We start from the raw sequence: 13,819 nt of genomic DNA on the forward strand, positions 1-13,819 counted from the left end.
GCATTGTAGCACGGTGCATCCTTTTACAAAAGCGTCCGAACGCCTGCGGTTTGCGATACCGCCGCTTGCAATACTTGCAACGGGCACTGAGCGCGAAGTTTTCCGCGTCTGTTTTACCGATTTTTAATACGTGATATAGTAGCGCTATGAAATTGATCTGCGCACCCGTCGCGACGGTTACCCACGCGGCGTTCCGTACCCTCGTCGACCGTTTCGGCGGCTGCGACGAATATTATTCCGAAATGATAAACGCGGCCACCTTCGTCAACGGCGGTCCTTTTGAAAAATACTATGTCATTCCCGATCCCGCGCCTGAAAAAACGGTGTGGCAGATCACCGGACGGAAAGCCGAACACCTTGCAAAAGCCGCTTCCATGCTCGCCGAGCTTCCGGGTATCGGAATCGATATCAATATGGGATGCTCGGCTCCCGATATCGTCAAAAGCGGCGCGGGTGCGGCGTGGCTTTCGAAAGATACTTCCGAAACTCGCGCTATGGTGCGGAGCGTAAAAGATGCGCTTTCGGGATCCGGAAAGAGGCTTTCGGTAAAGCTCCGCCTCGGCAACGAACATTTTACCGACGAGCGATTTTTTTCGTTGTGCGATATGCTTGCATCCGAAGGCGTAACGCTTTTTGCATTGCATCCGCGCACGAGCAAAGAAAAATACCGTTCGCCTCTCAGACGGGAATATGTCGAACGCCTTGCCCTGAGATATGCGGGTGACGGCATTTCCGTCGTTTTAAACGGCGGCGTACGCGATGTGCGGTCGATGCACGAAGCCCTGTGCGCTTCTCCCCACGCTTCGGGCATTATGATCGCGCGTGGAGCGATCGAAAAACCGTGGCTCTTTGCCGAACTTGCCGCGGATTTGCGGCACGAAAGCTTCGATGCGGTGATCGACCGCCGGGCGCTCGCCCTCGATTTTATCGATATGCTCGAAAAATATCAGCCGAAAGAATTTTGGAAAACGCGCATGCAGCGTTTTTTTGCGTATTACTGCCGCGGTTTTTCGTTTGCGCATTATTTTCAAACGCAGATGCAAAACGCAAAAGACACCGACGATGCCCGCGCCCGCATCCGCGATTATTTTCAAAAACAGGCAGGCGACGTATTGTTGTGTCTGTCGTAACATACTATGTATGGTAATAAAAAAGCGGTGCGTGAGCACCGCTTTTTTATCGCAAAGAATTAATTATTTGCGATTATTTTTTTGCGACCGGCTTTTTCGCCGTTGTCTTTTTAGCAACGGTTTTTTTCGCCGTCGTCTTTTTAGCAACGGTTTTTTTCGCCGTCGTCTTTTTAGCTGCAGTCTTTTTTGCTGCCGGCTTTTTCGCTGCGGTTTTTTTTGCCGCGGCCGGTTTTTTCGCCGTTGTCTTTTTAGCAACAGTTTTTTTTGCTGTTGTCTTTTTTGCGGCCGGTTTTTTTACAGCCGGCTTTTTTACTGTGGTCATCGCCATAGTCAGCTCCTTGTGCTTTTTGCCGGATAGTCCGGCAGTCGTTATCTTTGCAGCTTCTCTCTTCCCGACGGGAGGTAAAGCTTTAGAACCTTTGTTCGGCGCGAATTGATTAATAAATAATTCGCTCTTAAACGATGCCTTTATTTTAGCATCATTGAGAAGAAAATACAATGCGCGCACAAAGTTTTTCTTCTCTTCCGGTGCATACAGAGTCGCTTCTGCGGCAAAGTATGTCAAGCTGCTGTCCGACAATTCTTTGTTAAACCACTGTATGCCGTTGAAGAAATTATTTCCCGAGAGCAGCGCCGCGTCTTCGCTTTGTACGAAAAGCGCGGCAAGCTCGTAGGATGCCTTCTTCAAATCGTTTAATAATACTGTTTTTCCAGCAAGAGGTGCAAGAGCGAAGACGCGCATCAGCTGATGCCGATCGGGCGCATTTGCACATCCCGTTCGTCTTATATATTCGGCAAATTTTCGTGCGAAATTAAATCTTTTTGCACATCCGCACGCGGCGAGCTCTTCGACCGATGCAAGGCAGATTAATAATATCGGAAGCGATTTTTCGGATACCATAAAACAGGAGATGATATCATCGGTATCTTTTACTTTTGATAATTTTTTATTATTTTCGGGAGAGGCTTTTTCTTTTATTAATTTTTCGTTTTCTTCTGCGGACGGATTTCGAAGAACGGCATCCGCAGCGGACGATATGACGGCTGAAAACATTTTATTGAATTGCCGAAATTGTTTTTCAGGCGGAGCGATTTTATATCCGCATCCGTCCGCAAACCGCTGTGCCGTAGCGTAGAATGCGAGCGCGCTTTCTTTGACTTCATCCGTAAGCGCTTGCATTTTATCCGTAAGGGCTTTTTTCTTTAACTGCGTTCCGTCCGCAGGATGCAAGATCTCTTCCGTTTTTGAAATTAATAAAATTGCGAAAGTTTCGAGCGCTTTGTACAGTTCCCAGTATTCGATCTCTTCCCAAAGCGTGTCCAAATCTTCCGCGCCGCGGCCTGCGAGGGTTTGGCACAACGTGCGGTATTTGTGCGTATCGGTATCCGTAATTTGGCTGATATCCGTATAGACCTGTGCTTCAAATCCGTTCAGCGACACGAACAGTCCGCGCTCGCGGATGTCGGAGCTTTCACGTATATAATACAGTCCCGATCGCTGTTCGCGGAAGATGCAGTAGGTATCGCGTTCTCCGCTGAGGCATAATCCTTCCGCTATCGTCCGCGTTACAAGCCGCTTGTCGTTTTCGCCGCTTCCCGTTTTCAGTGCATACGGCACCGATTCTTTGATCCAGCCTGCAGTACGTTCATATTTGTTGTTGTAGACGACGAGCGTACATACTCCGTCTGCGCAGTTCGAATACGCGAACACGTTTTCGTCAACGCTGCCTCCGTTCCACAGATCGTAGAATAAAAAGTCTTCGACGTCCGCAAAAAGGCGGCGTTTTTTCATGAGCGGGAAAATATCGCGCCGGTGACGTGCGACGAAGCCTTCGTCGGGAATTTCATTTCGATATGCGCGCGTATATTCCATGCCGTACTTTTCTTCGAAGCCTTCGATCTGGCCGTGACCGAACATCGGAAGTCCGGGCATCGTAACCATGAGCGTACACACGCCGAAATATTTATCGCCCTTGCCGAACTGAGCGACGGCGGTCTCTTCGTCGGGATTGTTGAGGAAGTTGACAAAGCGCTTGAGCACTTGCGGATCGAAGCGCAGCGTATTTTTTACCGTATCGCGGTATTTTTGATTTTCTTCTTTTTTGAGCATATTCATGAACGCGCTGTTGTAGACGCGGTGCATACCGAGTGTGCGGACGAAGTAGCCTTCCATCATCCAAAATGCTTCGGCAAGCAGCAACGTGTCCGGAACTTCGGCTGCGATCCTGTCGACGACTTCCCGCCAAAATTCGTTGGGAATCGCACGATTGAATTCTTCCGTCGAAAGAGCGCTTTCACTCCGCGTCGCGATATCACCTCCGTGCCCCGGCGCGGGATACCACAACCGTCTGATGTGTTTTTTTGCAAGCACCATCGCCGCATCGAATCTGATGATCGGAAAATTTTTCGCGACGTCGACGATCTCCCGCATCACTGCTTCACGTGCGACGGGGTTCAGAAAATCGATTTGCGCCGTATCGTTCCACGGCATGCCGGTACCGTCGTTTCCGTGGTAGATATAGCGCACGTCTCCGGTATGGTTATCGACCCGCTTAAAGATGACGGCGCAGTCGGTTTTGGTATAATAATGATCTTCGAGGTAGATGCCGACCCGCCCGTCGCGCGAAAGATTCTCGCCGTTGAACGTGTACTGCGGGAAGGGGCAATCCTTCCTCTGGACGAAGAGGTCGGGTTTTTCGATGACCCATTTCGAATCCATGCCGGTGTGATTCGGCACCATGTCGGATGCAAGACGGATGCCGCGCTGCCATAGCCTTGTGCGCAGATTTACGAGCGCGTCCCAGCCGCCGATATCGCGCGCGATTTCATAATCGTAGAGGCTGTATGCGCTTGCAGCCGCTTCCGGATTTCCGTTAATCTGCTTGATGCGCTTGCTCGCGTAGCTCCTCTCCCACAAGCCGATAAGCCAGAGCCCCGTAAAGCCTTCGTCCCGAAGCGTATCGAGCTCTTCGTCGGGGATTTCGTCGAGGCGGGTGATCGCACGGGAATATTTTTTTGAAAGCTGATCGAGCCACACGAGCACCGTCTTTGCGATGAGCACGACGCACGGCATCCATGCGCTGTCCGCGCTGAAACGCTCGTATTCTTTTGAGAGGTTTTCGTAGCTGTACGGCACCGTTTCGATTTCGCCTCCGCCGTGCCACGCCGCTTTTTCCTCTTCCCGTATCGTATCGATGCCGGCGAGCAGACGCTTGATGATATCTCCGAGCATTGTCGCCCAGTACAGGCGGATGTAATCGAGCTGGCCTTTGAGGCTGTCGGGGCTGTAGACGACAGGCTCTTTCAGCATGGAAATGAGGTCGTGGCCGAACGGACCGAACGGCGGAAGTAAAGCGAAACGACTTTTAATAATTTCCCATGATTTTGCGTATAACGGATTACGGGCGAGCTTTGCGTCGTCGAACAAAATCGTAAATTTTTTAAATGCGGGGTTTTCATTTGCGAGGTGCAGGAGTATGAGCTCTTCGAACGTCTGTTCACGGTTTGTCCGCTTTCGCTTCGTGCCCTTATCGAATGCGGTCTCGGAAAGATAGTTTTCGGCGCTTACCGTACCGTGACGGACGGCCGCAGGCGGAAACTCGTCGATAAACGACAAGAGGAGGTCGTCTATCCTGTCCGAACCGAATTCATCGTCGAGCTTTGCAAGGACGGTACTGAACGATTCCGCGTCCGCATCCCTCCGGTAAATCATGCATACGTAGTGAAATATTTCATCGATGAGCCCCATCGCGTTGAGTTCGCCCGCCGACACGCGTTTTTCGTGTTCGCCTCGTTTATCGAAGAACGCATTCAGTTTTTCGACAAAGGTGCGCACTTGATACATATCGGAAAAGATGACATTGCCTGCAGACGCGAACAGCGTTTCGTTAAATCGGCAGAGGTCTCTGACCTTTTTACTTACATGAAATTCATTGTACGAAATTTTCACAGCATCTCCGTGTTGCGTTTTATCGACGTACACATATAGATTATAGCACGATATGAGAAAAAAGGGTAATTTTTTTGTGTAATTTTTTTTGTAGATTTTTTATTCGTGCGGAGGGTTTAATAAAACGAGTTCCGAATGAAAACGAAGCGGAAGCCGCAAAGCGCTTCGATGCGGCCCCCGTTTCCGTATCACGTTAAAATTTTATATTGATCGTCTTTGCCGTCGTCGGCGTATACCAATTCATCCTGAATTTTCATATCGATCTTTTGGCCTGCCGAAAGCGAGTCGAAGCTGTGCGGATCCGCGATGATGCGAAGCGAAACGCCGCCCAAGTCGACGCGGCAGTCGTTTTCGTTGCCGAGATAGTACATGTTTTGAATCGTGCCGGTGAGCTCTCCCCCTGACGGAACGATCTTTACGTTTTCGGGGCGCAGCGTCAGCACGACCTTTCCCGAAAGCTTTCCCGAATACGGCACGCTTTGATTCGTTCCCGCTATCGAAATGCGTCCTCCGTCCGCCGTCCCTTTGAGAAAGTTCGCTTTTCCGACAAAGTTTGCGACGAATTGATTGACGGGGCTGCGGTAGATTTCGAGAGGGGAGCCGACTTGCTGTACGACGCCGTTGTTTATTAAAAACACGCGGTCGCTCATCGTCATCGCTTCGACTTGATCGTGCGTGACGTAGACGACGGTGATGCCGAGCTTTTTTTGAATATCTTTGATTTCGAAGCGCATGCTTTCCCGCAGTTTTGCGTCGAGGTTTGAAAGCGGTTCGTCGAGGAGGAGCAGTTTCGGTTCGGCGACGAGGGCTCTTCCGAGCGCTACGCGCTGCTGCTGACCGCCTGAAAGCTGGGACGGCATGCGTTTTTCGTATTGACTCAAGTGCACGATTTCGAGGATCGCACCGACGCGCTTTTTGATTTCATCTTTTTTCAGCTTTTGAATTTTCAGCGGATAGGCGACGTTGTCGAATACGTTCATGTGCGGCCACACCGCGTAGGTTTGAAAGACCATGCCGATGCCGCGCCTTTCCGGAGGCACGAAAGTCGTATCGTCCGACACGATTTTTCCGTCGATCGCAATCGAACCGGTCGAAGGTTTTCTGAAACCCGCTATCATGCGAAGCAGCGTCGTTTTACCGCAGCCGGAAGGGCCGAGCAGCGTTATGAACTCTCCGTCTTTTATTTCCGCGTTGAACGTATCGATGACCGTTTCGTCGTCGTATACTTTCGTTACGTTTTTAATACTCACCGTTGACATAATTTCTCCTCACTGTTCTAAATTAATAAATAATTTCGCGGCGCCTGCGGCCGACCTCGGTTTTGCACGCTCGAAGCTAAATCGAAAATTTGCCCTTTGTCAATTTATTCAGCATCGTATTCATAATGATGACGATCGCGAGGATCGCCGTTGCGAGCGCCGACGCCGTCTGCTGACTGTGGAAGGTCTGATACGTAAACAATTCCACGCCGAGCGTTTTCGTGCTGTTCGAATACAAAAGCGTCGACATCGTCAGTTCGTAAAAGCACGGCATAAAGATGAGAAACCAGCCTGCGACGACCGAAGGGCTTATAAGCGGCAGCACTACGTCTTTTAAGCGCTGCACCCAGCCCGCGCCCGCTATTTGAGCGGCGCTTTCGAGCGACGGGCTTATCTGCGTAAAAGCGGATACGACGGTGCGCATTCCCATCATCATGTATTTGATCATATACGCGATAACCATGATGCCTATCGTATTGTAGATGTTGATACGGAATTTTCCGGTCATCGTCATGATGAGCGCAAGGGCGATGACGACGCTCGGGGTGCCGCTTCCGACGGTTATTAAAAAGTCCGGGATTTCGCGCCCCTTCGCTTCTGTGCGTTTTAAAAGCCACGCCATGACGACGCTGACGATCATGCCGAAAGTCGCGGCGAGAAAAGCGTACGTGATGCTGTTTTTAAACGAGTTTAAAATCGATTTACGCGAAAAGATGATTTTCCAATAACGCCACGTGATATTGTTTCGGGCGAATACGTCTTTGCCCATGTTCATCGTAACCGACGTGGAAATAACCGTCCAAAACGGAATGACTACGACGAGAATCGCAAAGAGTGTGACGAGGATCGTAACGGGTATTCTCCATCTTCCCAAATCGACGATGGACGGATGCGTCGATTTTCCCGACACGGTGATGTACTCTTTTTTCCCGACGATGAAATTCGACACGTACAAAATTATCAATGCGACCGCCATGAGAAAGACGGCGAGGCAGGTCGCATGCGTGAGGCCTTCGTCGTTTCCGATCTGCACGTAGTCGATGATGCGCGTCGTCACCGTGTATATCTGCCCCGGCGCTCCGATGATCGACGGAATGCCGTAACACGAAGCGGCCGCGACGAATACGAGCAAAGCTGCGGCGATGAGGCTCGGAAGCGCGAGCGGAATCGTGACGGTAAAAAGCGTTTTCAGCGGAGACGCTCCCGATATGCGGGACGCTTCTTCGAGCGAGGGATCCATTTTTTCCATAGCGCGCGAAATCGTGATAAACGCATAAGGATAATAAAACGTCGTCAATACCCATACCATGCCGCCGACCGTATAGATGTTGAACGGATTTTGCGACAGGTGAAAAATTTTTGCGAGGACGACGTTCATCGTGCCGACGGTCGGGTTCAAAAGCCTGAGCCACGCCATCGCTCCGACATAGGGAGGCACCATATAGGTCATGACGAAGACGGTGCGGAATATTTTTTTGCCGTAGAGATTCGTGCGTCCGACAAGCCACGCGAGCGGAAACGAAAGCAATACGCCGAAGACCATCGTGAGCGTCGCCGCAACGAGCGTCGTCTTTAAGCAGGTCCAGTTGAGCGCGTATGAGTAGATGTTTTTAAAGCCTTCGAGCGAAAAACGCCCGTTGATAAACATGGAGCGGACGAGCAGGTAGACGAGCGGCAGCACTTGAAAGATGAGTAGGAATCCGACAATCAAAAAGATGATTACCCATTTGTAATCGAAATACAGTTTTTTTTGACTTTCCAATTTATTTTCCTATAGGATACGGCATTGCAGAAAATATCAATTTTCGAAAATGCCGTATCGGTGCGTGTAAGCACACATGTACATCCGCGAGTTTGCGAAGCAAACTCGTCAGTGAGGCGAAGCCGAACGAAGTTCTCGTCGAAAGCACAGCTTTATCAAGCTTATGCTTTCAACACTCGACATTCAACCTATTTATTTTTTAATCGTGACGTGCTCTTCGAATGCCGTGCGGATCGAATCGCGTTCTTTGTAACATTTTTCCCAATCGATCGGGATCGTCTTTGCGTACACTTCGCTGTTCGGAATGGAATCGTAGGGAACGTAATCGACGTCGCCTCTCACCGAATGCATCCAGCCGTCTACCATGCACTGCTGTCCGTCTTTGCCGAGCAGCCAGTCGGTCACCGCTTCGCACGCTTTGATATTGTTGTTTGCGCACCATTTTTCGTTGACCGTCATAACCGTCGACGGGATGCACAATACTCCGTCTTCGGGGTAGATGACCGCGAGCTTCGAACCTTCTTCCTGCCGTTTTTTCAATACGGATTCTTCGAGTATCATGATCTCTTTGCATTCGCCGGTTTCAAGCTTGGTGAGCGCGACGGAGCCGGATTCGATGGCGACTCGCTGCTTTCCGAGGCCGACAAAATAGTCTTCACCGTACGCGTCGAGGAGGCCGACGATCGAAGCCATAGCCGTACCCGACGTGAGCGGGTTCGACATGGAACTGTAGCCGGTAAGACGCGGATCGGTTGCGAAGTCTTTGAGCGTCACGGGAATTTCTTTTGTGGAATATTTTTCGGGATTGTATGCGAGAACCATCGTGCAGATGCGTACCGGGTACCACGCGCCCTCTTTATCGTATTCGAACGAAAGGGAAGCCGCTTCCGGCGACATATAATTGTGCAGCATGCCGTTTTCTTTCAATTCGAGCGAATAGGCGGGTTCGGCGACCATCATCATATCGCAGCCGAGTTTGCCGCTGTCTTTTTCCGCAGCGATTTTAGCTTGGATTTTTCCGGTGCCGCCGTAAAAGAATTCCGCTTCGAGATTCGGGAATTGCGCTTTGAGCTTTTTGCTTACCGCATCGATGACGTCTTCGTACATCGACGTATAGATGACGATTTTGCCGCTGACGTCGCTTGCGGATGCATTTTTATCGGCTTTTTTACATCCGACGAAGACCAGTGCAAACAATACGAGTACCCCTGCCAACTTTTTCATAAAATCCTCCATAAAAACTTTTGCAGGAAATATCAATTTCCGAAAAAGTTTTTAGTCGTGCGCGTAAGCGCACACGTTCAATAGTCGAGTTTGCAAAATAAAGTCTATCGTATTCATTCGATTTTTATCGAAACGGTACGTATACACGTCTTCTGCAAACATCCAAGCAAACTCGAAATAAAAAGTGTCGGCGATATTTCAGACGACACTTTTTATCATACCTCCATAAAGAGACCGAATTGATGACATATCGATGATGGAATGCCCTTTCGGTTCCGATTAATGCTTTCATTATATCATGAGATTTTCAAAACGCAAGAAAAAAATCGGTATCGATCGTTTCGACGCCGTCCGATAAAATTAAATCGCTATAATTTTCTTGACGCTTCGCTCGCCGCTTAGTACATTTATAGTAAATACTTTTACAGGTGACAGTACATGGGTGAATCGGAAAAGAAAGAAAAAACGAAAAACGAAGCGCCGAACGGTACGACGCCGGGAGGCGAAGCGCACACCGGGGTGACGCCGCCGAAATGCGAAGAAAAGGCAAACGGCGGAAAAGATGCTGCGGACTGCAAATCTGCTGAAAATACCTGCGCCTCCGAAAAATCGGGCGAAACGCCTTCGACGGAAGATTCGGGTAAAGATACGGTTTCGGAGCTTGAAAAGCAAATCGACGCGCTCAAAAAAGAAAACGCCGATTTGAAAGATCAAGTGCTGCGCCGTGCGGCTGATTTCGACAATTACCGCAAGCGTATGCTGAAAGAAAAACAGGACGTATTCGACTACGCGAACGAAAATCTTTTGCACGATCTGCTCGAAAGTCTCGACAATTTCGACCGTACGGTAGACGCTGCGTCGAACGCGAAAGACGTCAAATCGATCGCCGACGGCGTAAAGATGATAAACGCGTCGCTCGTCAAAATGCTCGAAGACAAATACAATCTGTCGAGCTACGGAGCGGTAGGCGATACGTTCAATCCCGACGAACACGAAGCGATCGGCAGCGTGCAGGGAGCTGTTGCCGAACCGGTTTTAAAAGAAGTATATTTAAAGGGATACAAGTTAAAAGACAGAATTATCAGACACGCAAAGGTTATGGTGACAATGCCCGACGGTTCGGTTCAATCGGACGAAAAAGCCGGACAGAAATCCGATTCGAAATAATTGAGGAGATATTGACATGGGAAAAATTATCGGTATTGATTTAGGAACAACGAATTCATGCGTCGCCGTTATGGAAAACGGTGAACCGGTCGTCATTCAGAATTCCGAAGGCGGGAGAACCACTCCGTCCATCGTCGGCTTTACGTCGAAGGGCGATCGCATCGTCGGGCTTCCGGCAAAAAACCAAATGGTGACGAACCCGAAGAATACGGTGTATTCCATTAAGCGCCTCATCGGGCACCGCTTTTCCGAATTGAAGGGAGAAGCGACGAAGCTGCCGTACAAGGTTATCGACCACGGTGAAGACGTAAGAGTCGAAATCGAGCAGAACGGCGAAAAAAAGCAGTACAGCCCGCAGGAGATCAGCGCTTTCATTTTGCAAAAGATGAAAAAGACGGCGGAAGATTACCTCGGTCAGCCGGTGACGGAAGCGGTTATTACGGTGCCCGCGTATTTCAACGACGCGCAGCGCCAGGCGACAAAGGATGCCGGCAAAATCGCAGGTTTGGACGTCAAGCGGATCATCAACGAACCGACCGCAGCTTCTCTCGCTTTCGGTTTCAATAAAGATTCGACGAAAGAAAAGACGATAGCGGTCTACGATTTGGGCGGCGGTACTTTCGATATTTCCATCCTCGAGCTCGGCAACGGCGTTTTCGAAGTCAAATCGACGAACGGCAATACGCAGCTCGGCGGCGACGACTGGGACAGGCGAATCATCAACTGGCTCGTCGACGAGTTTAAAAAAGATACCGGCGGCATCGATCTGTCGAAAGACGCGATGGCGATGCAGCGCCTGCGCGAAGCTGCGGAAAACGCGAAGATTCAGCTTTCGTCGCAGACGACGGCGGACATCAATCTGCCCTTTATCACTGCCGACGCGTCAGGCCCCAAGCACTTGCAAAAGACGCTGACGCGCGCTCAGTTTGAAGCGATGACGGCGGACTTGCTCGACGCGACGAAAGAGCCGTGCAAAAAAGCAATGAGCGATGCGGGCATTACGCCGGATAAAATCGACGAAGTGCTGCTCGTCGGCGGTTCGAGCCGTATGCCCAAAGTGCAGGAAGTCGTCAAAGCGATTTTCGGAAAAGAAGGCAACCGCTCGGTAAACCCCGATGAAGCGGTCGCGGTAGGCGCTGCGATTCAGGGCGGCGTTTTGGGCGGAGACGTCAAAGACGTGCTCCTCCTCGACGTAACGCCGCTTTCGCTCGGTATCGAAACGATGGGCGGCGTCTTTACGAAGCTCATTCCGCGCAATACGACGATCCCGACGAAAAAGAGTCAAATCTTTTCGACGGCGGCCGACGGACAGACGGCGGTATCGATTCACGTACTGCAGGGAGAGCGCGAGATGGCGGCGCAAAACCGCACGCTCGGCAATTTCGACCTCGTCGGTATCCCGGCGGCTCCCCGCGGAGTACCGCAGATCGAAGTCACGTTCGACATCGATGCGAACGGTATCGTTCACGTCAGCGCAAAGGATTTGGGCACGGGCAAAGAACAGCACATCCAAATCACCTCATCGAGCGGTTTGAGCGAAGAGGAAATCAACCGTATGGTAAAAGATGCGGAAGCGAACGCCGCGGCCGATAAAGCCAAACGCGAAAGCGTCGATGCGCGAAACGATGCGGACAGCCTCATCTACGCGACGGAAAAGACGCTCAAAGATTTGGGCGACAAAGTAAACGCTGCGGACAAGCAGGCGATCGATGACGCCGTTGCGGCGCTGAAAAAAGCGCTCGAAGGCGACAACGTCGAAGAGATCAAGTCGAAAACGGAAGCGCTCAAGCAGGCCTCGTATAAAATCGCCGAAGAAGTGTACAAACAGCAAGCCGCACAGCAGCAGGGCGCAGGAAGCCAAGCGCAAAGCGGCGGTGCGGGCACCGATCAGGGCGCCTCGCAGTCGGGCGGTTTCGACAAAGGCAAAGCCGACGATGCCGAATACGAAGTGCACGACGACAAATAAAGCGCATACAGGGCTTCGGCGATGTTGCGAAGCCCGGTATCGAAACGGATATGAGTGCCGCAGGCGTTTTGCCCGGCCTCTCCGTAAGACGTGAAAACACCTCCGTACGATTGCGTCGGAGGTGTTTTTTATGGTATAGTTTTTCGAAGATTGATTTTTGGCAGAAGATATGGCGGAAAAACGTGATTATTACGAAGTGCTCGGTGTCGAAAAAAGCGCTTCTCTCGACGATATTAAAAAGGCGTACCGTAAACTTGCGATAAAATATCATCCCGACAGAAATCCGGGCGATAAGGCGGCCGAAGAAAAATTCAAAGAAGCGACGGAAGCGTACGAAGTGCTTTCCGACGACAAAAAGCGTCCCCTCTACGATCAATACGGTTTTGCAGGCGTCGACGGCGCGGCCTCGGGCGGAGCGCAGTACTCTCACGCGTTTCACGATTTCAGCGACCTTTTCGGCGGCATGGGCGGCGGTTTCGGCGATATATTCGAAAACATTTTCGGCGGCGGATTTTCATCTTCGAGAAGGACTTCCGACGGGCATGCTCAGGGCGCGACGCTCCGCTACGATTTGGAAATTTCATTTAAAGCTGCAGTATTCGGTACGAAAGCCGAAATCCGCTTTACGCACAACGAAGTCTGCGGTACCTGTCACGGCACGGGCGGGGCTGCGGGTTCAAGCCGTAAAACCTGTCCCGCGTGTCAGGGAACAGGGCAGATCCGGCAGAGCGCGGGATTTTTTGCGATGCAGCAAACCTGTCCGACCTGCCGCGGAACCGGCACGGTCATCGACAATCCGTGTCCCGTATGTCACGGCACGGGTTTGCAGGAAAAAAATAAAATGATGACGCTGACGATTCCCGCAGGCGTCGACAACGGCAAGAGAATCGACATACCGCATCAGGGAGACGCGGGACGAAACGGAGGACAGGCGGGAGATTTGATCGTCGTCATCCACGTCGCCGAAGATCGATTTTTCGAGCGTTCGGGGCAGGATCTCTATTGTGCCGTTCCGATTACGATGGCGCAGGCTTGTCTCGGTGCCGAGATAACGATACCGCTCCTCGACGACAAGCGCGTGAGCCTCAAAGTACCTGCCGGAACGTCGAACGGAAAGCTTTTGCGCATCAAAGGCGAAGGTGTGCCGTACACGGGTACTTCCCGCCGCGGAGATCTCTACGTCAAAATTGTCGTGCAAGTGCCTTCCCGCATGAGCGCGCAGCAAAAGGCGCTCCTCGAACAATACCTCTCCCTCGAAAATCCGACGACGTCTCCCTCACTCATTCCGCTCGAATCGCTCAGCCGCTGAAAAACGCCTGCGCTTCGGTGTTTTGCCGAAGCGAAATTCGATTTTAAAAAGGA

8 protein-coding genes are annotated in these 13,819 nt (G+C 51.0%); 4 read left to right on the forward strand and 4 right to left on the reverse strand.

The genetic code is table 11. The features are described 5' to 3' along the window. Positions 1-146: 146 nt before the first annotated feature. Entirely contained in the window at positions 147-1,130 is a 984-nt protein-coding gene (locus HRI97_RS02645) for a tRNA dihydrouridine synthase (RefSeq protein ID WP_253726351.1), read from the forward strand. A 73-nt stretch (positions 1,131-1,203) separates the two neighbouring features. Here the strand turns inward: HRI97_RS02645 and HRI97_RS02650 are convergent, their stop codons facing one another. From HRI97_RS02650 to HRI97_RS02665, 4 genes are all read right to left on the reverse strand, one after another. Continuing rightward, a complete protein-coding gene (locus HRI97_RS02650) occupies positions 1,204-5,079 on the reverse strand; it encodes a histone H1-like repetitive region-containing protein (protein ID WP_436411273.1) in 3,876 nt (1,291 codons plus the stop codon). 188 nt (positions 5,080-5,267) lie between these two features. Then, positions 5,268-6,338 carry an ABC transporter ATP-binding protein gene (locus HRI97_RS02655; protein WP_253726353.1) on the reverse strand — a complete coding sequence of 357 codons (1,071 nt, stop codon included), beginning with the start codon at positions 6,336-6,338 and terminating at the stop codon, positions 5,268-5,270. A 76-nt stretch (positions 6,339-6,414) separates the two neighbouring features. After that, a complete protein-coding gene (locus HRI97_RS02660; RefSeq protein ID WP_253726354.1) occupies positions 6,415-8,100 on the reverse strand; it encodes an ABC transporter permease in 1,686 nt (561 codons plus the stop codon). A 192-nt stretch (positions 8,101-8,292) separates the two neighbouring features. Beyond that, positions 8,293-9,324 carry an ABC transporter substrate-binding protein gene (locus HRI97_RS02665; RefSeq protein ID WP_180485199.1) on the reverse strand — a complete coding sequence of 344 codons (1,032 nt, stop codon included), beginning with the start codon at positions 9,322-9,324 and terminating at the stop codon, positions 8,293-8,295. A gap of 438 nt (positions 9,325-9,762) precedes the next feature. Between HRI97_RS02665 and HRI97_RS02670 the strand changes: the two genes are divergently transcribed. From HRI97_RS02670 to dnaJ, 3 genes are all read left to right on the forward strand, one after another. Further along, positions 9,763-10,491: a nucleotide exchange factor GrpE gene (locus tag HRI97_RS02670; protein ID WP_253726355.1), complete on the forward strand. Its 729-nt coding sequence runs from the start codon at positions 9,763-9,765 to the stop codon at positions 10,489-10,491. Between the two features lie 16 nt (positions 10,492-10,507). Further along, positions 10,508-12,457, forward strand: coding sequence for a molecular chaperone DnaK (gene dnaK / locus HRI97_RS02675; RefSeq protein WP_253726356.1), 1,950 nt, complete (start codon positions 10,508-10,510; stop codon positions 12,455-12,457). A 169-nt stretch (positions 12,458-12,626) separates the two neighbouring features. Beyond that, on the forward strand, positions 12,627-13,766 hold the full coding sequence (gene dnaJ, locus HRI97_RS02680; RefSeq protein WP_180485202.1) for a molecular chaperone DnaJ: 1,140 nt from the start codon (positions 12,627-12,629) through the stop codon (positions 13,764-13,766). Positions 13,767-13,819 lie beyond the last annotated feature (53 nt).

This window comes from Treponema socranskii subsp. buccale (genome assembly GCF_024181585.1).
GTDB classification, from domain to species: domain Bacteria; phylum Spirochaetota; class Spirochaetia; order Treponematales; family Treponemataceae; genus Treponema_D; species Treponema_D buccale.

What these genes read in the sequence shown, in the direction of transcription:
- dnaJ (WP_180485202.1), top strand. Translation starts at nt 12,627, where the DNA reads ATGGCGGAAAAACGTGATTATTACGAAGTGCTCGGTGTCGAAAAAAGC.
- HRI97_RS02665 (WP_180485199.1), bottom strand. Translation starts at nt 9,324, where the DNA reads ATGAAAAAGTTGGCAGGGGTACTCGTATTGTTTGCACTGGTCTTCGTC.
- HRI97_RS02655 (WP_253726353.1), bottom strand. Translation starts at nt 6,338, where the DNA reads ATGTCAACGGTGAGTATTAAAAACGTAACGAAAGTATACGACGACGAA.
- HRI97_RS02670 (WP_253726355.1), top strand. Translation starts at nt 9,763, where the DNA reads ATGGGTGAATCGGAAAAGAAAGAAAAAACGAAAAACGAAGCGCCGAAC.
- dnaK (WP_253726356.1), top strand. Translation starts at nt 10,508, where the DNA reads ATGGGAAAAATTATCGGTATTGATTTAGGAACAACGAATTCATGCGTC.
- HRI97_RS02645 (WP_253726351.1), top strand. Translation starts at nt 147, where the DNA reads ATGAAATTGATCTGCGCACCCGTCGCGACGGTTACCCACGCGGCGTTC.